Below are 21979 nucleotides of genomic sequence, written 5' to 3' on the forward strand. Positions count from 1 at the left end.
GGAGATGAGCCGGCGCCGGCGGGGATGATCCGCGGGCGGCGGACGAGCCGAGGGCCGGCTCCCGGCGGGATCAGAGCGTGCGGGTGAAGGAGCGGCAGACGTCGACCTCGGAGAAGCCCGTCGAGGCGCAGAGCCGGTGGGCGGCCGTGTCCCCGGCGTCCTGCGGGGACGGCTCGTCGAGGTAGGCGATGACCTCGCTCGCCTGGTGTTCGGCCAGGACCTTGAAGCACTGGGCGAGCAGACCATGACCGAGCCCGCGGCCCCGGCGCGCCGGGTCGGTGCTGAGCCACCGCAGCATCCCGACGCCCGCGAGGGGGCGGCAGACGCTCGCCTCGGCGACCCGGGTGCCGTCCGGTTCCCGCAGCCGCAGGTCCCAGCCGGGCGGGTCGGCGCGCTCGCTCACCTCGGCGACCGGGTAGGTGAGGACCCCCTCGGCGTCGGCTGTCCGCAGCGTCCGGCGCAGATACCGGTAGGCGTCCCGGCCGGTGAAGCCCGAGGCCTCCAGCGCCTTGCGGATCGTCGGCCGATGGCGCAGCGGCAGCCCCTTGAGCCCGAGGGTCAGGGCGGAGGCGGCCGCGAAGGCATGGACCGGGCGCGGACCCAGATGCTCCAGCGCGTGGCTGAGCAGCGCCTCGGCGAGCAGCTGGTCCTGGTGGAAGCAGTGCAGCCACAGGATCAGCCCGGCGCCGTCCAGAGGCCGCCGCGCCCATGAGACCGCGCCCAGCACCTCGCCCGCGGCGTCGGTCACCACTTCGGTGTGCGGCGGGTCCAGCTGCGCCCACCAGGCGGCGTCCAGCCGCGAGCGGCCCGCCAGCGCCGCGGCCAGCATCTCCCTGGTCGTCGGCGGCTGGCCGGCCAGCCGGTCGGCGTTGACCAGGGCGAGCACGGCCTGCTCGTCCGCCGCGGTGTACGGCCGGGCGGACAGGCGTGTCGCCGGGCCGAGCGTCCTGATCGCCACGCGGACCTCCTGGAATCACGCCCGCCCCGGCCCGGTTCCCGGCCCGGGCTTGCCGTGTCCTTCAGCGTAACCAGCGCTGAAATGAACGTCCTGTCGAGCGTGGCCGGATCGCGGCTGTCCGGGGAATCGGGGCGGTGCGCCCGGGCCCGGGGCGCCGGTGCGGCCCGGACCGGAACCCGGATGACTGACCGGTACGCCATTGGGGGAGGCGCTGGACGGGGGCCATGCGTCCATCGTGCTGGTTCGGGTGGTTATGGGTACCGTCGGACGACCGGTGGCAACGGACAAGGAGGCGGACTTTCGTGGAGATGCAGCGCGCTACCGCCCCGCCGACGGCGGCGGCCGTCCGGCGCGCGGTACGCCTTCCACGTCGGTGCCCGAGCGGTCCGGTCGTCCTGTCCGTCCGGGCCGCGATCTTTGTATGCGCCGTGCTGCTGCTCTGCGCGGGCTGCGCCACGCCCGGCGAGCGCCGTGCCTCCGCACGCGCCGAGGCGCTCCGCTTCGAGCGGGCGCTGGGGGAGCGGAACGTCGCCGGGCTCTGTGCGGCGCTCGCCCCGGGTACCCGGGAGGAGCTGACGCGGTCGGCCGGGACGAACTGCCGCGAGGGCATCCTCGAGGAGGACCTGCCGCCGGCCGGCGAGGTGCGCCGGGTCGACGTCCACGGCCGGCAGGCCCGGGTGGTGTTCGCCGCCGACACGCTCTTCCTGTCGCGGTTCTCCGGCGACTGGCGCGTGGTCGCCGCGGGCTGCGAGCCGCGCCCCGGCCGGCCCTACCAGTGCTCCCTGAAGGGCGGGTGACCCGGCGGATGAAGCTCATGTTCTGTCTGTGCCTGTTCGTCATCGTCACCGGTCTGACGTACAGCATCGTGATCGGGGCGATGCAGCGATGAGTGCCGTGCGGCGGTTCCTCAGGGACAACGGCCTGGGGCTGGCCTTCGGCACCGCCTTTCTGCTGGCCCTGGCCGGCCAGGCGATCGCCGGGCACGCGGAGTTCAACGACCAGCTCGAGGCCGATGGGCTCCAGTCGATCGGCATCGGCGCCTATCTGACGTCCTCGGACTTCGGCGTCGACGTCATGGAGAACTGGCAGTCGGAGTACCTGCAGTTCTTCCTGTACCTCTATCTCACCGTCTGGCTGGTGCAACGCGGTTCGCCGGAGTCGAAGGCGCCGGGCCGGGAGGGACGGGAGAGCGAGCGGGAACAGCGGTTGGGCGCTCACGCGTCCCCCGCCTCGCCCCGCTGGGCGAGGGCCGGCGGCATCCGGCAGAGGCTCTACGCCACCTCGCTGGGCCTGGTGATGGGTGGCGTCTTCCTTCTCTCATGGTTCGCGCAGTCCGTCACCGGCGTGGCGGCGTACAACGAGCAGCGGCTGCGCCGGCTTCAGGCGCCGGTGAGCTGGGGCGAGTATCTGGGCTCGGCCGACTTCTGGAGCCGCACCCTGCAGAACTGGCAGTCGGAGTTCCTCGCCATCGCCTCGATGGCCATCCTCTCCATCTACCTGCGGCAGCGCGGCTCGCCGGAGTCCAAGCCGGTGGGGGCGCCGCACAGCGCGACCGGGGTCGAGGGCTGAGCGGGCTGAACCGGCCGCCGGAAGCCGTGGCCGCCGGCTCCGGCTTCCCTGTCAGCCGCGACTGCCCGCGGTTGCGTCAGCCGCGAGTGCCCGCCGTTGCCCGCGGCGGGCCGAGCAGCTGGGCGGTGCACTGCTCGGCGAGGTCCTCGGCGTGGTCCGGCAGCGGTGTGCCGGTCCGCAGGTGGCGGCGGACCAGGGAGAGCGGCAGATCGATCACCGCCAGCGCCACCCGCTCGGTGGCCTGGGGGCCTTCCTCTCCCAGGGCCCGGGTGAGCGCGGCTACGCATCTGCGGACCCGCTCGTGGCCGCGGTCGGCGCGCTCGATGTGCTCCGCCGACCAGTCGGCGCGGCCGAAGTCCCTGGCGCCGTAGAGGAGGAGGGCGGCCTCCTGCGGGTTGGCGCGGCTCCAGGCGACGATATGGCGGGCGGCCGCGCACCCCGCGCGCAGCGCGTCCCCGTCGGCTTCGATCGCCGCGAAGTAGCCCTCCTGGAAACGCTCGACCGTCCGCAGCCACACCTCGGCGAGGAGTGCGGACCGGCTGGTGAAGCGGTGGTAGACCGAGCCGCTGGGCGCCCCGACCTCGCTCGCGACCGCGGACATGGTCACCCCGGCGGGGCCTGATGCCGCGGAGAGACGCACCGCGGCGTCGAGCAGCTGCTGAGCGTCGAAACGGGGAGGTCGGGCCATGAGTTGGAGGGTACCGCCCCAGTATTGGAGAGGCGCCTCTAGAATGGTGGGCGTCGGGGGACCGCGGCTGTCCGCGCCGCATCACAGGGGAATGCGGCGCGGACAGGCGTGCGGACGGGCCTGCGGACAGGCGTGCTTCGATCCCGTCGGCCGGGCCGTTCCCGCGAGCGGTGTCGTCGGGGCGGTGCCGGCCGACGGGCCTCGCGGTGTCAGTCGCGCGGTGCCTTCGCCAGCTGGCGGGACTGGGCCACCAGGCGGCCCGCGGTGTCCCAGACCTCCGCGTCCTCCTCCAGGAAGCCGCCGGCCAGGTTGCGGGTGGTGATGGCGACCCGTAGCGGTCCGGGCGCCGGGCGGCAGCGGACATGCGCGGTGAGCTCCACCGTGGGCGTCCAGCCGCGCAGGCCCAGTTCGAAGGCGGTCGGCGGCAGCGCGTCCACCGTCAGCAGCAGCGAGAGCGGGTCCGCGTCACGGCCGTCCGCGAGCTGGAACCATCCGCGCATCTCACCCTTGCCGGAGGGCGCGCCGACCGCCCAGCCGGAGGTGGCCGGGTCGAGCCGGATGCTCAGGCGCTCGGTGATCGCGGAGCTGCCGGGGATCGGGGCCGGGCCGTCCGAGGGGCCCAGACAGTGCTCGATCGGCGGGAGGTCCGGCGGCGTCGCGGTGGTGCGGACCTCCTCGGGCAGCGCGTCCAGGTCGCCGTACGAGGCGATGACGCGCAGCCGCTCCACCTCGCTGCCGTCCTCCGCGAGCTGGAAGAGGGACGCCTGGCCGGTGGAGAGCGTGCGGCCGGTGCGTATGACCTCGGTGCGGATCAGCGCGGGCCCCGGCTGGGACGCGGTGAGGTAGTGCGCCGAGACGGTGATCGGATCCGGGTGCGGCAGGGCCTCGCCGAGTGCGCGGCCGAGCAGGGCCAGCAGATAGCCGCCGTTCACGGCGGCGATGATGGTCCAGCCCGCCGAGAGTTCCGCGTGGTAGATGCCCGGTTCGCCGGGGGTGACGGCGGTGTCGCGGTCGAACTCGCTGTCCCCGATGGTTGCCTGTGTCGCCTGAGCCATGGCCGAAACGGTACGGGAAAAAACTACTGAGCGGTAGCTTTGTTTCTTCGTTGACGGGCGCCCCACGGGGAAACCGCTGGTGTGCCGCATGTGTGGCGCCCACGGCACAGATGAGCCGAACGGCCGATCGCCGATCAAGGTCATCGCTCGTTGACAGAGCGTGATCACTAACGCTGCGAAGACTGCGAAGACGGTGACGCGATGAGCAGACACAAGAAGGGGCGTAAGCACCGCACGGTCAACCGGACCCCCCGTCCGGTCGGCCCGGCGCGACCGTCGGCCGGCCGGGCCAAACCGCCGCCCGCGGCGCGGGCCGGCAGGGCGGCCTCGGCCGGGAAGACGGCTCCGACCGGGGAGGAAGTCCCCGCGGCGGAGCGGGCGCCGACCGATGAGGAGGCGCCGGCCGCAAGGCCCCCGGAGGCGGGGCCCGCGCGGGCCAGAACCACGACGGGGACCGCGACCGCGAACAGAGGATCCGCGCCTGCGGGAGCCACGCCCGCGGGAGCGGTGGAGAACGAGGCGGACGGGCCGCTCTTCTCCACCACGGCGCGCGACGGCGGGCTGGGCCAGCACGCGGCCCGCACCTGGGAGCAGTTGAAATCCATGGGGACCGCCGGGGCCACGGTCGACGATCTCTGCCGGACCGTGGGCTATCAGGCGCCCACCATCCTCAAACACCTCAAGGGCCTGGCCCGCTACGGAATGGCCGAGCAGCGCGAGGACCGGTGGGCCCCGACGGGCAAGAGCCAGTGGGAAGCGGCTTTCGAACACGGCCTGACGGAACGGCCGTCCCCCGCCGCCCGGGCCGTCGCCCAGGTCTGAACCCCGCCCGCCGCGCCGCCGCCGTGTCCGACGGCGGCCGGTGTCCCGGCGACGTCCGGAGCATGGCGGGCGGACGCAAGGCGGGCGCGCCTGCCCGGTCCCCTCGGGGGTGACCGGGCAGGCGCGCGAGCCGCCGGGCTCCGGACACTAGGGGGTGTCCGATGGGTCGCCGCGACGCCGCGCAGACCCACCGGGCACCCCCTAGACCCCGGCGGGTGTCCGCTCCGGCTCCGAGGGGGCCTCGGAGAGCCCCACCCGGCGGTGGAGTCCGCGCAGCCCGGGCGGCGCGTACCAGGCGGTGCGTCCCAGGACGCGCATCGCGGCGGGCACCAGCACCCCGCGCACCAGGACCGCGTCGATGACCACGGCCAGACCGCTGCCGAGGCCGAACATCATCAGGAAGCTGATCTGACTGGTGCCGAAGGCGAAGAAGCTCACCGAGAGCAGACCGGCCGCCACGCTGACGATCCGCCCCGTCCTGGCCAGGCCCTGGACCACCGAGGTCTCCTGGTCGGCGCCGGCGTCGTGGAGTTCCTTCATCCGGCTGGTGACGAAGACCTCGTAGTCCATGGAGAGGCCGAAGACCACGCAGAACAGCAGCACCGTCATCGAGGTGTCCAGCGGCTGCGGGGTGAAGCCGAGCAGCGAGGACAGATGGCCGTCCTCGAAGATCCACACCATCGCGCCCAGGGAGGCGGCCAGGCTGACGGCGTTGAGCAGCAGCGCGCGCAGGGGCTGGACGACGCTGCCGGTGAACAGGAAGAGCAGGAAGAAGGTGGTCACCGCGATCAGCGCGGCCGCGATCGGCAGTCGCACCGCGATGGAGTGCTTGGAGTCCACCAGTCGCGCGTCGGGTCCGCCGACGAGGGCCTCGGAGCCGGCCGGCGGGTCGACCGCGCGGATGTCCCGCACCAGCTCCTGCGCCCGGTCCGAGGCGCCCGTGAGGCCGGTGACCACGACCAGCCGCTGGGCGTCGGGCCGGCCGAGCGCCGCGGCGGCGGGTCCGGGCCGACCCGTCGTGCCGTGCCGGAAGCTCCCGGCGCTGGTGTCCACCCGCTCCACGCCGTCCAGCCGGGAGATCTTCTCGGCGTAACCGCGCAGCGGGGCGGGGGCGACGGCGCCGGTGGTGACGATCTGGACGGCACCGTCATCGTCCTGCGCGAAGTCCTCCGCCAGCTGGGTCGCGACCTGTCGGCTGGCCGCGTCCTTCGGCAGCACCCGCTCGTCGGGGGTGCCGAAGGTGACGCCGAGCAGCGGGCTGGCGACGAGCAGCAGCACCGCGAGGACCGGGAGCGCGATGAGGGCCGGGCGGCGCATGACCGCCCCGGCCAGCCGGCCCCAGGCGGGGGCGTCGGCCCGGGGCACCGAACCCGCCCAGGGCATCCGTCCCTTGTTGACCCGGTGCCCGAGGACCGCGAGCAGCGGCGGGATGACGAACAGGGCGCTCAGCGCGGCCACGATCACCACGCCGATGCCGGCGTAGGCGAAGGAGCGCAGGAAGAAGGGCGGGAAGATCAGCAGCGCGGCGAGCGCCGCGACCACGGTGGACGCCGAGAAGACGATGGTGCGGCCCGCCGTCCGCACCGTGCGGCGCAGCGCGTCCTCCACCTCGGCGCCCGAGGCCAGCTGCTCCCGGAAGCGGCTGACCAGCAGCAGCGCGTAGTCGATACCGAGACCCAGGCCGAGCGCGGTGGTCAGGTTGATGGAGAAGACGGAGACGTCGGTGAGGCTGCCGAGCACGAAGAGCTCGGCGAAGGTGCCCACGATGGCGATGACTCCGATGACCAGCGGCAGCAGCGCCGCGACGATGCTGCCGAAGGCGAGCACCAGCAGGACCAGGGTCAGCGGCACCGCGAAGCTCTCCGCCACCGCGAGGTCCTTGCCGACCTGCGCGGTGACGTCGTGAGTGACCGCGGCCTCCCCGCCGGCCTGGACCAGCACCCCGTTCCGCTCGCCGGTGTAGCGGTCGATCAGCGACTCGGTCCGGTCCGCGCGGGTGTCGCCGTCGCCCTTCACATGGGCCAGCACGAGCGCCTTCTCGCCGTCCTTGGAGACCAGCGCGGGGCTCTTGGTGTCCCAGTAGGACAGGACGCCCGTAACGTCCGGGTCCTTGGCGAGCTTCTCGGCGATCGAGCGGCCGCCCTTCTCCATGGCCGGGCCGTGCGGCCCCGATCCGTCGCTCGCCCGCACCAGGAAGACCAGATCGGTCTCGCCGCCGAACTTCTCGTCGATGACGGATTTCGCGCGGCTCGACGGAGCATCCGGATCGTCGAATCCGCCGCCCTTCAGCGCGCCGAACGCCCCCAGTCCGGCCGCTGCCATCGCCACCACGGCCACGGCGCTGACGACGAGCAGCAGCCGGGCCCTGCGCAGGGCCAACTCGGCGATCCTGCTCAGCACGGTCCCCACCCCTCTCAATGTTGACGGTATTAACATCGACTCTGGCATGCAATGTTAATGCCGTCAACATCGGGCAGGATGAAGCCATGGAGACGAAGCCGGGCACCAGGTCGGGGTACCACCACGGCGATCTGCGGAACGCGCTGATCGCCGCCGCGGTCGACCTGGCCAGTCAGGGAGGCCCCGAGCGGGTGGTGCTGCGCGAGGTGGCGCGGCGGGTCGGCGTCTCGCCGACCGCGGCCTACCGCCACTTCGACGGCCAGGCGGATCTGATGTACGAGGTCAAGACCCGCGGCCAGGTGGCGCTCGCGGACTGCCTGGAGCGGGCCGCGGCCGAGGTGCCCGGCACCGATGACCCGGGCGTGACGGCGGCGCTGCGGTTCACCGCCATGGGGCGCGGTTACATCCACTTCGCCATGGAGAGCCCCGGCCTGTTCCGCTCGGCCTTCTGCCACTTCCCCGGGGGTCCGGACGGCGACTGGGCCGGCACCGCGCCCGGCGGCTCCGGAGCCGAGTACCGCGCCTTCAACCTGCTCACCGCGGCGCTCGACGAACTCGCCGCGCACGGCAGGCTCGCCGCCCACCGGCGGGGCTCCGCCGAGGTCACCGCCTGGTCCGCGGTGCACGGCCTGTCCCTGCTGATACTGGAAGGCCCGCTCGCCCGCCTCCCCGACGAGCAGCGCGAGGCGCTGATAGAAGGCGCTCTGGAGACGATGCTGGCCGGCTTCACCGCGCCTTAGGACCGGCTTCACCGCGCCTTAGGAGGTGACCTGGGGGCTCTCGCCGGTCGAGGGCGTTCAGGACTCCCGCGTCATCGGCGGCAGCACGCCCGTCTTCGCGCTGACATCGATCACCGCGAACGTCGCGTCCTGCGGATCCGTCAGCACCGCGAACCGGCCGAACGGAGTGTCCACCGCCCCGAAGCGCAACGTCCCGCCGAGCTCGATCGCCCTGGTCACCGCCGCGTCGCAGTTCTCCACGGTGAAGAAGACGTTGATGTACGGCAGGATCTCCGGCGGGAACCTCTCGGGCATCCGCATCCGCCCCAGCACGGGCTCCTCGCCCAGGCTGAAGATCTTGAAGTTGATCGCGTCGTCCTCCAGGCGCCGCACGCCATAGGGGAAGACCGCGGGGAAGAAGGCGTCCGCCTTGTCGGGCTCGCGGGTGAAGACCTCCGCCCAGCAGTAGGCGCCCGGCTCACCGCGCTTCTCGAACCCTTCGTGGCTGCCCGCCTGCCAGACGCCGAAGGTGGCGCCGCTGGGCTCGCGGGCCAGCAGCATCGAGCCGAAGTCGCCGACCCGCATCGGCTCCATCAGCAGATCGCCGCCGGCGCCGCGGATCTTCTCCGCGGTGGCGGCGACGTCCGGCGACGCGAGGTACAGGCACCAGGCCGACCCGGCCTCCTGGCCGGGCATCGGGGGGACGACGGCCGCGACCGCCTTCCCGTCCGAGTACGCCTGGGTGTAGTTGCCGTACTCCGACGCCGCTTCGCCGAAGGTCCAGCCCAGCACCGCGCCGTAGAAGTGCTTCGCGCCCTCCAGGTCGGTGAACATCGCGTCGGCCCAGCAGGGCATTCCCTCGGGTGATGCGGCCACGACCTCAGCCCCCTTCCGCTCGGTGGGCGGTTCCTGCCTCTGTTTTCACGCTAACCAGACATGTGCCCTTCTCGCGCGGGGAGCCGGGACCGGCGGCCCCACCGGTCCCGCACCACTCGATGGGGTGAGAGTGCCCGCCGTCTTCTTTCGGAACAACCACTCAGGTAAGGCGGACAAGCGGCCCCGGCCTGCCGGGCCGCCCGAAACCCATGGAGCACTCATGTTGCGAGGACTGAGCACCGTCAGGTACCACACCAACGACCTCGTGGCGGCGAAGCGGTGGTACACCGAGCTGCTCGGCGTCGAGCCCTGTGTCGAGACCCCGGCCTATGTCGAGTTCCGGGTCGGCGACTACCAGCACGAGCTGGGTCTGTTCGACCGGAGGTACGCGCCGGAGCTGGGCCACGGCGACCGGTGGTCCAAGGAGACGGCCGGCGAGGTCACCTACTGGCACGTGGACGACGTGCCGGTGACCATGGAGCGGCTGATCTCCCTCGGGGCGACCGAGCTGGAGGCGCCCAAGGACTTCGGCGAGGGATACGTGGGCGCCTCCGTCCTCGACCCCTTCGGGAACGTGCTGGGGATCATGTACAACCCGCACTACCTGGACGTGCTGGAGACGGCCCAGGGGGCCTGACGCCCCACCCCACCCCGCCCCGCCCGCGCCGCCCGCCCACCCACCTCGCCCGGCCGGTCGGCCCGGCCGCTCCCCGCTTGCCCCCGGTCACGGCGCCGCCCGCTTCCTGCTGGTCACCGGCTCGAGCGGCGCCCGAGCCCCGGATGAACACATGAGAGACGGCAGATCACCGGGATACGAACGCACACCGGACACCGAGCCGGTCCGCGTTGAGGGGAGCGGAGTGAACAGTCGCCGGTTCGTCGTCCTGCTGGGCCCCGACGGGGCGGGAAAGTCCTCCGTCATGGCGGAGGTGGCGGCCAGACGCCCCGTCTGGCGCACGGCATCGGTGGACGACGCGTTCACCGAGGCCGAATACGGGCTCATACCGCGGCTGCGCCGGGCCGTGACCGAGGACGTACTGCCGCGCCTCGGAGAGGGATACTCCGTCGAATTCCTGGCCAGTCTGCTGCAGACCGCCGTGGTGCATCTGAAGGACCGCCTGGACCGGTCCGACCCCGGAACACCCCTGCTGATGGACTCCTATTACTACAAGATCCTGGCGAAGTGCAGGCTCGCCGGAATGGCGGAGAACCCCATGTACGCCTGGTGGCGTTCCTTTCCGCAGCCCTCCGCGGTGGTCTTCCTCGACGTCTCGCCCGAAACCGCGTGGCGGCGCGCGGCGAACGGGACCCGGCTCAATCGCCTGGAGTACTTCGGGCCCACCCCTGAGCCCAGCGGCTTCGAGAGCTATCAGGCGAGCCTGCGGAAACTGATGCTGGAGGAGGTACGGGAGTTGCCGGTGACGGTGATCGAGGAACAGCCCAGTGCGGCACGGGCCGCGGACGCGGTGCTGGAGGTGCTCGCCGATGAGCTCGCCTGACTGGACCGACCCCGGGCGGCTCGCCCGCTACCGCGACCGGGTCCGCGACGAGCGGGACGGGCTGCGGACCGCGCTGGCGGACGCCGCCGGCCATCAGCGCCGCACCCTCACCGAGCTGCTGCGATTCAACGCCGATACCGACTTCGGTGTCGAGCACGGCTTTAGCCGCGTCCGTACCCTGGACGACTTCCGCAAGGCCGTCCCCATACGGCGCTACGCGGACCTGGCGCCCTGGATCGAGCGCGCCGCCGCCGGTGAGCCCGGCGTGCTCAGCGCCGACCCGCCGACGGTCTTCTTCACCAGCAGCGGCAGCACCGGCGCGCACAAGAAGATCCCGGTGACCCCGCGCTTCATGCGCACCACCTTCTTCCCCTTCTACTACGCCGCCTGGGCACCGCTGATCGAGCACTTCCCGGACGTGCTCGGCCGCCCCGACGCCGCCCTCAACCTCAAGCACGATCCGCTCGCCGCGCCACCGACCACCGCCTCCGGCCGGCCCCATGTCGGCGCCAGCCAGGTCGACTTCGGCGAGCGGTTCGGCGAGCCGCTGTCCGCCGAGCCGGGCACCGGCGCCCCCTGGGCCACCCTCCCGGTCCCCGTCGAGGCGGGCGACCACCTGGAGAAGACGTACTTGAGGCTGCGCCTGGCCGTGGAGAGCGACGTACGCCTGGTCATCGGCATCAACCCGGCGATGGTCGCCGCGCTGCCGTACCAGCTGAACCTGTGGTGGCCGCGGATCGTCAAGGAGGTCCGCGACGGCACCCTCGGCGGCGTGCCGCACACCACGCCCAACCCGGCCCGCGCGGCCGAGCTGGAGCGGCTCGCCGAGCACTTCGGCACCGTCCGGCCCGCCCACGTCTGGCCGCACATGCGAGCCCTGTTCTGCTGGACCACCGGCGTCGCCTCCCTCTACCTGCCCCGGCTGCGGGAGGAGTTCGGAGTCGGCGTGACCGCGCTGCCCGCGCCCGTCGCCGCATCCGAGGGGCCGGTGGCCGTGGCCCTGGACCGGCACGGCTCGGCCGGCAGCCCGGTGGTGAACGCCGCGGTGTACGAGTTCGCCGACGCCGACGAGGACCTCCACCCGGACACCGCCACCCGCCGGCTGGACGAACTCGAACCCGGCCGCGACTACCACGTGGTCTTCAGCCACATCGGCGGCCTGTACCGCTACGCCGTCGGCGACGTCGTCCGCGTCGTCGACCAGGAGGCGGGCGTGCCGCGCCTGGAGTACGCCGGCCGCGACACGCGCTCCGACGCTGCCGGGGAGCGGCTGCGCGAAGCCCAGGTCATCCGCGCGCTGCGCACCGCGCTGCAGGCCACCGGGATGGAACTGCGCAACGTCAGCTGCCGGGTGGAGGACCGGACCCCGGGCACCCCCGGCTATGTCTTCGCGGTGGCCCCGCACACCCCCTGGCAGGACGAGGAGACGGCGCGCTTCACCGCCCGTCTCGACGCCGAGCTGGGCCGGGAGTCGCGGAGCTACGCGCGGGCCCGCGCCGACCGCCGGCTCGCTCCACCGGCGGTGCGGCCGCTCCCCGCGGAGGCGTTCCACCGCGACTGGCACACCGCCGTGGGCAGCGGCATCCGCCCCACCCAGGTCAAGGACCGCCTGTTCCGGCAGGACGACACCTTGTGGCAGCGGCTCACCGCCCGTACGACATCGGCCTGTTGAGGAGAGCGACGATGACCGACCTGAACCCCGTGGAGCAGACCGCCCTGCTCACCGCCGCCCTGCGGGCCGCGGAGACCCGGCGCGAGGACCGGCTCTACGAGGACCCCTACGCCGCGCGGCTGTGCGGCGAGAAGGGTCCCGGTCTGCTGGCCGAGGTCCGCGCCGCCACCTTCCCGGCCGACCGGGAGCGCACCCTGCCGAGCACCCCCGACTACAACGCCATCCGCACCCGGTTCTTCGACGACTTCCTCCAGGACGCGGCCCGCGAAGAGGGCATGACCCAGATCGTGCTCGCCCCCGCCGGCATGGACTCCCGTGCCTACCGGCTCGGCTGGCCGGAGCACCTCACCTACTTCGAGGTCGACCGGCCGGCCGTGCTCGACTTCAAGGCGGCCCGGCTCAGCGGCGTCCGGCCGCGGGTCAGCCACCGCTCCGTCGCCGTCGACCTGACCGCGGACGACTGGGAGAGCGAGCTCGTCGCGGCCGGCTACGACCCCACCCGGCCCTCCACCTGGCTGCTCGAAGGGCTGCTCTACTACATACCCGAGCCCGACACCCACCGCATGCTGGAGCGGGTGGCCGCCATCACCGCCCCGGGCAGCCGCATCGCCGCCGACATCGTCAACGCCGCCGCCCTCACCCTGCCGCACATGCGCGGGCTGCTGGACGTCTTCGAAGGCTGGGGCTGCCCCTGGCTCTTCGGCAGCGACGAACCCGAGCAGCTGTTCCAGCCGTACGGGTTCGACGTGCGGGCGGTCCAGCCCGGTGAGCCGGAGGCGGACTTCGGCCGCTGGCCGGACCCGGTCCCGCCACGTCACGTCAAGGACGTGCGCCGGGTCTTCTTCGTCCACGGGCGGCGCCGGTGAGCGGCCCGGCCGTCGTCGTCGGCGGAAGCCTCGCCGGCCTCACCACCGCCTGGGCGCTCGCCCGGCGCGGCCGGCGGGTGCGGATCCTGGAGCGCGCCGAGCCGCCGCCGCTGGGCCCGGCCGCCAAGGCCGCCGAGACCTGGGAGCGGCCCACCGTCCCCCAAGGCGCCCACTCCCACACCCTCACCTCGCTCGGCGTGCGCGAGCTGCGCCGCCACGCGCCCGAACTGCTCGATGCGGCGCTGGAGGAAGGGGCGCGGCTGCTCGACCTCACCGAGGCGGTGCCCCCCGGGGCGCGGGGCTTCGTCCGCGAGCCGGCCGACGACGAGCTGGTCGCCCTCGCCGTACGCCGCCCGGTGCTGGAACTCGTCCTGCACCGTGCCGTCTCCGCGCTGCCCGGCGTCACCATCAGCCATGGCACGACCGTCCGGGCCCTGAGCCTGGACCCGGCCGGAGCGCGGGTCACCGGCGTGGTGACCGGCAGCGGCGAGCACGTCCCCGCCCGGATCGTCGTCGACGCCACCGGGCGCAGGGCGGAGAGCCGGTCCTGGCTGGCCGCGGCCGGCAGACCGGTGGCGGACGACCTGACCAGCGCCACCCATATGCGCGGCTTCACCCGCTACTTCCGGCTCGGCTCCCCGGACGCCTGGCCCGGGCCGCTCAACCGGGGGAACGCCGCCGGAGGCATCTGGGACCACTACGCCGCCGTGGTGCACCCGTGCGACAACGGTGTCTTCGCCATCGCGCTCGCGGTGCCGACGGCCGACCGGGCCACCACCTGCCTGCGCGGGCCCGGCACCTTCACCGCTGTCGCCCGCCTCTCGCCGTACCTGCGGCCGTGGATCGCCCCGGGCGTCTCGGTGCCGATCAGTCCGGTGCGGGCCATCACGCTGCCGCCGAACATGCTCAGCGGCACCGTCAGCGGCCGCCGCGCGCCGGTCGCCGGACTCTTCCCGGTGGGCGACGCGGCATGCGTCACCGATCCGATCCACGGGCGCGGCATGTCGCTCGCCTTCCAGCACGCCTTCCGGCTCGCCGAGCTGCTCGACGACCACCCCGAGGGCGACTCCCGGACCGAGCGGGCGCTCGCCCTCGCGGAGGAGGTGTACCGACCCTGGTACGAGCAGGCGGCCCGGGACAGCGCGCTGCGCGCCCGGCAGTGGCGGGCACAGGTCGAGGGCGCGCAGCACCCGCCAGGCACGGCGGGCCCGGCGGACGGGAGCCGGCCGGAGCGGCCGGCGGGGACGCGGCCCCCGGAGAGCGCCACATGGCTCCCGGAGTCCGGGGCGGAGGCCGGCCGCCCCCCGCTGCCCGCCGTGGCGGCGGCCGCCGCCACCGACGCCGCCGTCTGGCGCGGCCTCACCCGGATCCTGATGAGTCTGGACACGCCCGCCGGGATCCTGGACGACGAAGCCTTCCGGGCCCGGGTGCGCGACGCCCCCGTGCCCGTCCCGGCGGGCCCCCGGCCACCCACCCGCCAGGAGCTGCTGCACGCCATCGCCGGGGCGGAGGAGGTCTGATGCCGTCCCGCCGGAAGGTGCTGCTCGCCCCGGTCACCATCACCCCCTCCAAACCGCTGACCCCCAGCCACCTCAAGGGGCTGCTGTGGACGGACGTGATGTACCGGGCGACCGGACAGCTGGCCGACGTCACCTACCGATGCAGCCCCACCACCTACCACCCCACCGAACAGACCCTGGGATTCTGGGAGTTCCTCGACCGCACCCAGGGCGAGGCGGACTACTCCGCGCTCTCGGAGGAGGAGATCGGCGAACTCTACGTCCGCTACCGGGCCGAGGACACGCGGCCCACGGCCGAAGCCCTGCGCCCCTACGCGGAGGCCGTCGAGAGCAACGGCTGGGTGCACCCCGCCGGCGCGCGGGTGCTGCGGATATGGACCGGCCACTACGCCCGGCTCGGCCTGCACGACCCGGGACTCCTCGCCCACACCCCGCCCGGTCTGGGGCTGGAGGAGATGATCGAGCGGCTGGTCGCCGCCGGGATGGGGCTAGACCAGCGGGAGTGCGGCGGCCCCGTCTACCTCGACGCGACGCGCTTCGGCCTGCCGCTCCGGCAGATCGTCTCGGCCGACGGGCGCCCCAACTACCTCGCCTGCGCGCTGCGCGAACTGCTGCCGCTCGCCCCTGGTTACGACGAGGTCGTGCTGCTGTACGACCGCGAGCTCGACCCGGACTACCAGTTCCTGGAGCGGGTGCTGACCGGGGCGGGGCCGGTGGTGCACCGGGTCCCGATCGGCCGGGTGCCGATCGACGGGAAGATCACCTCCGCCCGGCACGGCGGCTGGCACGGGCACACCGTCGGCGCGCTGCTGCGCGCGATGGGCGCCGACCACCCGCCCGAGGTGTGCCGCCTGGGCCTGCGGCTGTACTTCATCGCCACCCTCGGACCCGGCGACACCGAGTCCTTCCGGTACGAACTGCTGCACAAGTCGCTGACCCGCGCCGAGCAACTGCTGAGCCGCTCGGCGTCGGCGTCCGAGGCCGGCCACGAGGACCTGGCCGGCACCCTCGGCCGCCACCGGCGCGACCACACCCACGTCGACCCCTACCGGCTGACCTCCTCGCTGCTCGGCAGAAGGGGCCGGCCGCCCAGCCACCGACTCCTGACCGCGGTGTACCTATGACCTCTGTACTCCATGCCGTTCCCACGCCCCTCACGACACTCACCCCCGAACTCCTGCTCTCCGCGGCCGCCGCCCGCGTCCGTGCCGCCCGCCCCGACCTCCCCGGCGACCTGGACCTGTCCACCCCGCGGGCGCTGCGCGCCCTGAAGGCCGAGCTCGCCGAGGACTCGGCACACCGGGCAGGCGAGGCCGAGGTCGTCGCCGTCGTCAGCGGCTTCCGGCTCGCCGACTGGGTGCGCGAGAGCTGCCGGTTCGCCCTCTCCCTGGAGCCGGAGCGCGCCGAAGCCTGGCGGCGCTCCTTCACCCGGACGGTCTTCCTCGCCGGACGCCCGGCCAACCTGGAGGAACGATTCGCCTTCGACCACGTGGCCACCGACGGATCGGTGGCCTGGGCCGGCCCCGCACCCGCGCAGGCCACCAGCGGCCTGCGCAGGCTGCTCAAGACGTTCAGCGGCCGGCGGGGCCTGGGCACCTGGACCCCGACGACCGTCGCGATCCCGGCCGCCCCGGACACCGAGCGCCGCCCGGCCCGGCGTGAGCTGTACGTCGCCACCGCGCGGGTCACCGTCTCCGACGCCCTCGTCCAGCTGCATCACCTCCTCGCCGAGGCGGCCATGGACGGGCTCATCGCCCCCGGCGACCGGCTGACCCTGCGCTCCGCGCCCCGCCTGACGGGCCTGACCGCCCGCTTCGCGGCCCTGCGCGTCGACACCGACCGGCACCGTCCGGACGCACTCCAGGCATACGCCGCCCTGACCGAGGAGACGTGAGTTGCCCGAACCGTCCCTGCCCGCCTCCGAGCGGGCCGCCCGCCCCGTCCGCTTCGGCATCCACGGATCGTCGCTCCAGGCCGAGCACATCATCGCCGCGGCCGGCCATGACCCGGCCGGGGTCGACTTCGTCCAGTACGAGGTCGCCGACCCCTTCCGCCTGCTCCGCGACGGCGAGGCGGACGTCATGCTCGTCAAATACCCGCTGCGGGAACCGGACATCGTCTGCGGCCGGCCGGTGACCTTCGACGGCCGGGCCGCGATCGTCTCCGCGGGACATCCCCTGGCCGGCCGGTCGGCGGTGTCGCTGGAGGACGTCGCCGGCTACGACGCCTTCGAGTGTCCCGGGAACTTCCCGCCCTACGTCTGGGACGAGATGGTCCCGCGGCACACCCCCGCGGGCGTGCCGATCCGCCGGGTCCACCCGATGTCCACGGTGCGGGCCATGGCGGACATCCTCGCCAGGACCGACGCCGTGCACCTGTCCTTCCAGTCGCTCGAGGCCTTCGTGCCCCCGCACATCTCGGTGGTGCCCATCCGCGATCTGCCCCCCGCACCGGTCTCGCTCGCCTGGCTGCGCGACGCGGAACTTCCGCGGGCCGCGCGCACCCTCATCGCCGACGCCGAACGAGGGGCGGCGGCACCGTGAGCACCAGGAGCGACGCCCGCCTGCCCGTCGTGCTGCTGCACGCCCTGCCGCTGAACGCCTCGATGTGGGACGCCCAGGCCCGCGCCCTCGCCGCACGCGGGCACCCGGTCATCGCCTTCGACCAGCGCGGCTTCGGGGCCACCCCGCTGGGCACCGACCCGCCCTCGCTCGAGGTGGCGGCCGACGACCTCGCCCGCCACCTCGACGAACAGAACATCGACCGCGCCGTCCTGGCCGGATGCTCGATGGGCGGCTACCTGGCCATGGCCTTCCTGCGCCGCCACCGCCACCGCGTCCGGGGCCTGGCGCTGCTGGCCACCCGGGCCACCGCGGACACCGCGGAAGCAGCCGCCGGGCGCGAGGCGTTCGCGGAGCAGATCACCGACGACGCCCGGCGCGAGGCGCTGCTGGCCCGCACCACGCCGCTGCTGGTCGGCGCCACCACCCGTACCCGACGCCCCGCGACGCTGGCGCGCGTGCTGGCGCTGGCCGAGGCGGCCGACCCGCGCGCCGTGGCCTGGGCACAGCGTGCCGTCGCGGCCCGCCCGGACTCCATGGAGCTGCTGCGCACCGCCGACATCCCGGCCCGGGTCGTCACCGGGGAGGAGGACGAACTCGTCTCGCCGGACGAGGCCGGGGCCATGGCCCGGGCACTGCCCCGGGGCAGCCTCCACACCATCCCCGCAGCAGGCCACCTCCAGCCCCTGGAGACCCCCGACCGGATCACCGAACTCCTCATCGAACTGCTCGACGAGACCGCGACCGACGAACGTCAGGGGCCGCCGCCATGCTGACCGACGACCACGCGTCCTGGGGCTACACCGCCTCCACGGGCCTGGGCTTCACCCACGACCAGATCGTCGACGCCCACTTCGACGCCTGCGCCCCGCACTACCGGGCGGCCCTCGACCAGGCGGGGATCGAAGCCGGCTGGCATGTGCTGGACGCCGGCTGCGGCAGCGGCGCCTTCCTGCCCTGGCTGGCCGAGCTGGTCGGACCGCACGGCCGGATCTCGGCGATCGACCTGGCCGAGGAGAACGCGGCGCTCGCCGCCGCGCGGATCCGCTCCCGGGCACCGGGCCGGGCGGTGGACGTCCGGCAGGGCGACATCCTCGACCTGCCCTACCCGGACGACACCTTCGACGCCGTCTGGTGCGCGAACACCACCCAGTACCTGGGCGACGAGGAACTCCGGCGGGCCTTGAGCGAACTGCGCCGCGTCGTCCGGCCCGGGGGAGTCGTCGCGGTCAAGGACCTCGACGCCACCTTGATCACCGCCCGTCCCGCCGATCCGTTCCTCTTCACGGACTTCTTCCGGGCGGCGGCCGCGACGCCGGGGTACGCCCGCCAACTGCTCCGCACCCGGGACCTGTACCGGTGGCTGAGCGAGGCGGGACTGGCCTCGGTACGGCAGCGGACCCTGCTGATCGAGCACCACGCGCCGCTGGAGCCGAAGGTGCTGCGCTTCTACGGGCTCGCCTGCGCGCGCATCGCCGAGCAGGCGCGCACGGCGGGACTCGACGGCGACTGGGCACCCTTCCTCGACCCCGACGGGGCGGCCAACCCGCTGCGCGACCGGCACGGCTACATCACCGAGGGCAATGTCGTGGCCGTCGGCACCGTGGCGGAGGCGACGGTCGAGGGCGGTAGCGGTGGGTGACGGTTCGAGATGCGCGGGCGCGGGGGCGCTGGTTCGCTGTGGGGAGAGCCGCTCTCCCCACAGCAAGGAGTGACCATGAGTGAGGCACGCGAAACCCGCGGCCAGGCCCGGCAGCTGCGCGAGAAGGCCCAGGAGCTGAAGAAGGCCGCCGAGCGCTCGAAGGACCCCGACGAGCGTCAGCGGCTGATGGAGAAGGCCGACCGGCTGCAGTCGCAGAGCGAGCAGGCGAGCAGCGGCGGGGACATCTACCCTCCGGAGTGACGCCGTCGGCTTCGTCCTGGAGCACCCCGAGAGCCTCGGCGCGTACGGTCACAGTCAGGGCGCCGTCGAGTTCGGGTACGGCATCGTGCCTTCCCGGCGCGGCCGCGGCTACGCCACCGAGGCGGCCCGCGCCATCGTGGAGTTCGCCCTGACCACGCCGGGCGTGGTGAAGGTCAGGCCGCGGCGGGCCGCCTTGCCCCGGTCGTGGAGGCCGGGGTCAGGCGTCCGCCGCGGTGCAGAGCGAGGACGGCCAGCGCGCACCCCCCGCCGACGGCCGCCAGGATCAGCCACGGCACGGCGGGCGCCCCGGCGGCGCGGGCCGCGTCCAGGGCCGCGCCGGTGAGCAGGTTCCCGAGGGTGATGCCGACGCCGCAGATGGTGTTGTAGAGGCCGTAGTGGGTGGCGACGTACCGGTTCCCGGACAGGGCGACGATGGTGTCCATCTCGAAGGGATAGGCCAGCATCGTCCCCAGCGCCAGCAGCAGCGCCGAGGCGAGCGGCGGCAGCACGGCCAGCGCCCAGCGGGCCGGCCCGTCCGCCGGCACGGGCGCGGCGGTGGCGGCGAGCAGCGGCAGGAACGCGGCCCCGAGGGTGGCCAGCCCGGCGACCAGCGCGCGCCCGGCCCCCAGACGCCGCTTGCACCAGGCGGTCAGCCGGGTCTGCCACAGGATGGTCGACAGCCCCGAGGCGGCGAACAGCAGGGCCACCCCGACGGTGTTGAGCGTCCCGTCCCCGGCCACCCGTCGCACCTCCAGGGGCAGCGCGAGGTACACCTGGAAGGAGAGCGCGTAGGAGCCGATCATCGCGGCCGAGAAGAGCAGGAACGGCCGGTTGGTGATAACCGTGCGCCACTGGGCGAGGACCGGGACGACCGAGGCGCCGGAGTCGCGCGCGGCGGTGCGGTGCGGCAGCGCCCGTATCTGCACGGCGGCCAGCACGGTGAAGACGCCCGCGGCGACCAGGCAGGTGAGGCGGAAACTCACCCCCGTCAGTGCCAGACCCACCAGCGGACCCAGCAGTATCCCGGCCTGGTAGAAGACGTTGAACAGCGCGAACGCCTCCACCCGGCGGTCGCCGGAGTCCTGGGCCAGATAGGCCCTGACGGCCGGGTTGAACAGCGCGCCGGCCAGCCCGGTCGCCGCCGAGGCGGCCAGCAGCGCGGGCAGCGAGTCGACCAGCCCGAGCACCGCGAAGCCGACGATGCGCAGCGACAGGCCGGCAATGATCATCGGCTTGAAACCGAACCGGTCGGCCAGGGTCCCGCCGAACAGGAACATGCCCTGCTGGCTGAAGTTGCGCACCCCCAGGATCAGCCCGACCGTCCAGGCGGCCAGCCCCAGATCCCCGGCCAGATGCTGCGCCAGATAGGGCATGAGCATGTAGAAGCCGAGATTGATGGTGAACTGATTCACCATCAGCAGCTGCACACTGCGCGGATAGGAGCGCGCCTGCGCCAGGGTGCTCCTCACGCCTCCTCCCGCGCGGTCCGCCGGTCGGCGCCGGGCAGCGTCAGGGGGTCGGTCACGGTGGTGCACCGGGTCCAGCAGGTGACCTCCTTCTCGTCGACCCTGCCGACCACTTCGGGTTCCACCGCGGGCGGGGAGTCCAGCAGCCCGTGGGCGGCGCAGTAGTCGTCGTCGAAGACGGTGCTCAGATAGCGCTGCGGCCCGTCCGGGAAGACGGCCGCGATGCGGGTCTGGGCGGGCAGCGTCCGGGCCAGCCAGCCGGCGACCAGGGCGACCGCGCCGACGCTCCAGCCGCCGGTGGCGTAGTGCGAGGCGGCGAGCTGACGGCAGGTCCACACCGCCTCCGCGGGGGCCACCCAGTGCACCTCACCGAAGTGCTCGTAGGCGACGTTGCGCGGATAGATGCTGGAGCCCAGGCCGCGCATCAGGCGGGGGCGGGCGGGCTGTCCGAAGATGGTGGAGCCGATGGTGTCCACGCCGACCAGACGCAGTTCGGGGTTGAGCTGGCGCAGCACCCGGGAGACGCCGGCGGAGTGCCCGCCGGTGCCCACGCTGCACACCAGGACGTCGATGTGGCCGAGTTCGGCCGCGAGCTCCAGCGCGAGCGGGGTGTACGCGGCGACGTTGTCCGGGTTGTTGTACTGGTCCGGGCACCAGGAGTCGGGGTGCCGGGCCATGAGCTGGGCCACCCGGTCGCGGCGGGCCTGCTGCCAGCCCCCGGTGGGATGGGGTTCGGCGACGACGTTGACCTGGGCCCCGTAGGCGGTCAGCAGCCGGGTCATGGACCCCTCAAGGCCCGGGTCGGTGACCAGGGTGACGGGGTGGCCGTGGACCAGGCCGGCCAGCGCCAGCCCGAGCCCGAGGGTGCCGCTGGTGGACTCGATGATCCGGCCGCCGGGGCGCAGGTCGCCGCGGGCCCGGGCCCGCTCGACCATGTGCAGACCGGGACGGTCCTTGATGCCGCCGGGGTTGAACCCCTCCAGCTTGGCCCAGAAGCCCCGCCCGGCGGGGGCCAGCGGCTCGGAGACCCGCAGCAGTGGGGTCTGGCCGACCAGTTTGGACATGCCATGAGGCGTCGGTGCCGCCGCCGGCCCGGCGGGTCGGGCGGGCTCGGCGGGTGCGGAGTGCTGCGGGGACGCGGATGTGGGGGTGTGAGCGCGCATGGTTTCCTCTCGGATGCGGTACGCGTGCGGATTCCTCGGCCGTTCGCCGCGCGTGCCGGACGGGGCCGATCGGCCACCGTCGTGGGCGTCGGTCATCGCACCGGGCGTGCGAGGAGCGGCCGGTCGGGGCAGGGGACAGGGGGGTGTGCCGGAGGTGCTGGAGGTGCCAGGGGTGACAGGGCGCGCCGGAGCGCGGCCGTGGGCCGTGTCGGGGGCGCGTACGGGAGCGGGGGCCGGCAACG

Annotated in this window: 22 protein-coding genes; 15 read left to right on the plus strand and 7 right to left on the minus strand. The window is 73.7% G+C overall.

Annotated elements, in window-relative coordinates; genetic code table 11:
* Positions 1-70: 70 nt before the first annotated feature.
* Complete coding sequence (locus tag AC4BDD_RS28635; protein ID WP_490688366.1) at positions 71-958, minus strand: GNAT family N-acetyltransferase; 888 nt, start codon at positions 956-958, stop codon at positions 71-73.
* Positions 959-1266: 308 nt separating this feature from the next.
* Here AC4BDD_RS28635 and AC4BDD_RS28640 point away from each other — a divergent pair, with 308 nt between their 5' ends.
* On the plus strand, positions 1267-1755 hold the full coding sequence (locus tag AC4BDD_RS28640) for a hypothetical protein (RefSeq protein WP_490691968.1): 489 nt from the start codon (positions 1267-1269) through the stop codon (positions 1753-1755).
* A gap of 88 nt (positions 1756-1843) precedes the next feature.
* Complete coding sequence (locus AC4BDD_RS28645; RefSeq protein WP_490688367.1) at positions 1844-2527, plus strand: DUF6766 family protein; 684 nt, start codon at positions 1844-1846, stop codon at positions 2525-2527.
* Positions 2528-2603: 76 nt separating this feature from the next.
* On the opposite strand, the gene AC4BDD_RS28650 is transcribed toward AC4BDD_RS28645, so the two are convergent.
* Together AC4BDD_RS28650 and AC4BDD_RS28655 are read right to left on the minus strand one after the other, a co-directional pair.
* Entirely contained in the window at positions 2604-3215 is a 612-nt protein-coding gene (locus AC4BDD_RS28650; RefSeq protein ID WP_490688368.1) for a TetR/AcrR family transcriptional regulator, read from the minus strand.
* Between the two features lie 209 nt (positions 3216-3424).
* A complete protein-coding gene (locus AC4BDD_RS28655) occupies positions 3425-4270 on the minus strand; it encodes a thioesterase family protein (protein ID WP_490688369.1) in 846 nt (281 codons plus the stop codon).
* Positions 4271-4777: 507 nt separating this feature from the next.
* Here AC4BDD_RS28655 and AC4BDD_RS28660 point away from each other — a divergent pair.
* Complete coding sequence (locus tag AC4BDD_RS28660) at positions 4778-5092, plus strand: hypothetical protein (RefSeq protein ID WP_490688370.1); 315 nt, start codon at positions 4778-4780, stop codon at positions 5090-5092.
* Between the two features lie 201 nt (positions 5093-5293).
* On the opposite strand, the gene AC4BDD_RS28665 is transcribed toward AC4BDD_RS28660, so the two are convergent.
* Complete coding sequence (locus tag AC4BDD_RS28665) at positions 5294-7492, minus strand: MMPL family transporter (protein ID WP_490691969.1); 2199 nt, start codon at positions 7490-7492, stop codon at positions 5294-5296.
* A gap of 86 nt (positions 7493-7578) precedes the next feature.
* On the opposite strand from AC4BDD_RS28665, the gene AC4BDD_RS28670 reads away from it, so the two are divergent.
* Positions 7579-8232: a TetR/AcrR family transcriptional regulator gene (locus AC4BDD_RS28670; protein ID WP_490688371.1), complete on the plus strand. Its 654-nt coding sequence runs from the start codon at positions 7579-7581 to the stop codon at positions 8230-8232.
* A 57-nt stretch (positions 8233-8289) separates the two neighbouring features.
* On the opposite strand, the gene AC4BDD_RS28675 is transcribed toward AC4BDD_RS28670, so the two are convergent.
* Positions 8290-9087 carry a VOC family protein gene (locus tag AC4BDD_RS28675; RefSeq protein ID WP_490688372.1) on the minus strand — a complete coding sequence of 266 codons (798 nt, stop codon included), beginning with the start codon at positions 9085-9087 and terminating at the stop codon, positions 8290-8292.
* Between the two features lie 220 nt (positions 9088-9307).
* On the opposite strand from AC4BDD_RS28675, the gene AC4BDD_RS28680 reads away from it, so the two are divergent.
* From AC4BDD_RS28680 to AC4BDD_RS28730, 11 genes are all read left to right on the plus strand, one after another.
* Positions 9308-9724, plus strand: coding sequence for a VOC family protein (locus AC4BDD_RS28680; RefSeq protein ID WP_490688373.1), 417 nt, complete (start codon positions 9308-9310; stop codon positions 9722-9724).
* A 223-nt stretch (positions 9725-9947) separates the two neighbouring features.
* Complete coding sequence (locus tag AC4BDD_RS28685) at positions 9948-10586, plus strand: hypothetical protein (protein WP_490688374.1); 639 nt, start codon at positions 9948-9950, stop codon at positions 10584-10586.
* Complete coding sequence (locus AC4BDD_RS28690) at positions 10573-12258, plus strand: GH3 auxin-responsive promoter family protein (RefSeq protein WP_490688375.1); 1686 nt, start codon at positions 10573-10575, stop codon at positions 12256-12258. Before AC4BDD_RS28685 ends, AC4BDD_RS28690 begins: the two co-directional genes overlap by 14 nt.
* 11 nt (positions 12259-12269) lie before the next feature.
* Positions 12270-13124: an SAM-dependent methyltransferase gene (locus AC4BDD_RS28695; protein ID WP_490688376.1), complete on the plus strand. Its 855-nt coding sequence runs from the start codon at positions 12270-12272 to the stop codon at positions 13122-13124.
* Positions 13121-14644 carry an FAD-dependent oxidoreductase gene (locus AC4BDD_RS28700; RefSeq protein WP_490688377.1) on the plus strand — a complete coding sequence of 508 codons (1524 nt, stop codon included), beginning with the start codon at positions 13121-13123 and terminating at the stop codon, positions 14642-14644. The genes AC4BDD_RS28695 and AC4BDD_RS28700 overlap by 4 nt, the downstream gene beginning before the upstream one ends.
* The gene (locus AC4BDD_RS28705; protein ID WP_490688378.1) at positions 14644-15768 is read left to right on the plus strand and encodes a hypothetical protein; all 1125 of its coding nucleotides are present in this window, start codon (positions 14644-14646) and stop codon (positions 15766-15768) included. The genes AC4BDD_RS28700 and AC4BDD_RS28705 overlap by 1 nt, the downstream gene beginning before the upstream one ends.
* Positions 15765-16538 (plus strand): DUF6182 family protein, encoded by a 774-nt coding sequence (locus tag AC4BDD_RS28710; protein ID WP_490688379.1) that lies wholly within the window; start codon positions 15765-15767, stop codon positions 16536-16538. The genes AC4BDD_RS28705 and AC4BDD_RS28710 overlap by 4 nt, the downstream gene beginning before the upstream one ends.
* Position 16539: 1 nt before the next feature.
* Positions 16540-17187 (plus strand): LysR family transcriptional regulator substrate-binding protein, encoded by a 648-nt coding sequence (locus tag AC4BDD_RS28715; protein WP_490688380.1) that lies wholly within the window; start codon positions 16540-16542, stop codon positions 17185-17187.
* Positions 17184-17981: an alpha/beta fold hydrolase gene (locus AC4BDD_RS28720; RefSeq protein WP_490688381.1), complete on the plus strand. Its 798-nt coding sequence runs from the start codon at positions 17184-17186 to the stop codon at positions 17979-17981. The genes AC4BDD_RS28715 and AC4BDD_RS28720 overlap by 4 nt, the downstream gene beginning before the upstream one ends.
* Complete coding sequence (locus AC4BDD_RS28725; RefSeq protein WP_490688382.1) at positions 17975-18847, plus strand: class I SAM-dependent methyltransferase; 873 nt, start codon at positions 17975-17977, stop codon at positions 18845-18847. Before AC4BDD_RS28720 ends, AC4BDD_RS28725 begins: the two co-directional genes overlap by 7 nt.
* A 75-nt stretch (positions 18848-18922) precedes the next feature.
* On the plus strand, positions 18923-19108 hold the full coding sequence (locus AC4BDD_RS28730) for a DUF6381 family protein (RefSeq protein WP_490688383.1): 186 nt from the start codon (positions 18923-18925) through the stop codon (positions 19106-19108).
* Between the two features lie 173 nt (positions 19109-19281).
* Here the strand turns inward: AC4BDD_RS28730 and AC4BDD_RS28735 are convergent, their stop codons facing one another.
* Both AC4BDD_RS28735 and AC4BDD_RS28740 read right to left on the minus strand, forming a co-directional pair.
* Complete coding sequence (locus AC4BDD_RS28735) at positions 19282-20577, minus strand: MFS transporter (RefSeq protein WP_490688384.1); 1296 nt, start codon at positions 20575-20577, stop codon at positions 19282-19284.
* Positions 20574-21638 (minus strand): PLP-dependent cysteine synthase family protein, encoded by a 1065-nt coding sequence (locus AC4BDD_RS28740; RefSeq protein ID WP_490688385.1) that lies wholly within the window; start codon positions 21636-21638, stop codon positions 20574-20576. The genes AC4BDD_RS28735 and AC4BDD_RS28740 overlap by 4 nt, the downstream gene beginning before the upstream one ends.
* Between the last annotated feature and the right edge of the window lie 341 nt (positions 21639-21979).

It is taken from the genome of Streptomyces sp. JLBT605, assembly GCF_058215555.1.

Coding starts and splice junctions, on each gene's coding strand:
- AC4BDD_RS28640 (WP_490691968.1), top strand. CDS start 1,267: ATGCAGCGCGCTACCGCCCCGCCGACGGCGGCGGCCGTCCGGCGCGCG.
- AC4BDD_RS28645 (WP_490688367.1), top strand. CDS start 1,844: ATGAGTGCCGTGCGGCGGTTCCTCAGGGACAACGGCCTGGGGCTGGCC.
- AC4BDD_RS28650 (WP_490688368.1), bottom strand. CDS start 3,215: ATGGCCCGACCTCCCCGTTTCGACGCTCAGCAGCTGCTCGACGCCGCG.
- AC4BDD_RS28655 (WP_490688369.1), bottom strand. CDS start 4,270: ATGGCTCAGGCGACACAGGCAACCATCGGGGACAGCGAGTTCGACCGC.
- AC4BDD_RS28670 (WP_490688371.1), top strand. CDS start 7,579: ATGGAGACGAAGCCGGGCACCAGGTCGGGGTACCACCACGGCGATCTG.
- AC4BDD_RS28680 (WP_490688373.1), top strand. CDS start 9,308: ATGTTGCGAGGACTGAGCACCGTCAGGTACCACACCAACGACCTCGTG.
- AC4BDD_RS28690 (WP_490688375.1), top strand. CDS start 10,573: ATGAGCTCGCCTGACTGGACCGACCCCGGGCGGCTCGCCCGCTACCGC.
- AC4BDD_RS28695 (WP_490688376.1), top strand. CDS start 12,270: ATGACCGACCTGAACCCCGTGGAGCAGACCGCCCTGCTCACCGCCGCC.
- AC4BDD_RS28705 (WP_490688378.1), top strand. CDS start 14,644: ATGCCGTCCCGCCGGAAGGTGCTGCTCGCCCCGGTCACCATCACCCCC.
- AC4BDD_RS28710 (WP_490688379.1), top strand. CDS start 15,765: ATGACCTCTGTACTCCATGCCGTTCCCACGCCCCTCACGACACTCACC.
- AC4BDD_RS28725 (WP_490688382.1), top strand. CDS start 17,975: ATGCTGACCGACGACCACGCGTCCTGGGGCTACACCGCCTCCACGGGC.
- AC4BDD_RS28730 (WP_490688383.1), top strand. CDS start 18,923: ATGAGTGAGGCACGCGAAACCCGCGGCCAGGCCCGGCAGCTGCGCGAG.
- AC4BDD_RS28740 (WP_490688385.1), bottom strand. CDS start 21,638: ATGTCCAAACTGGTCGGCCAGACCCCACTGCTGCGGGTCTCCGAGCCG.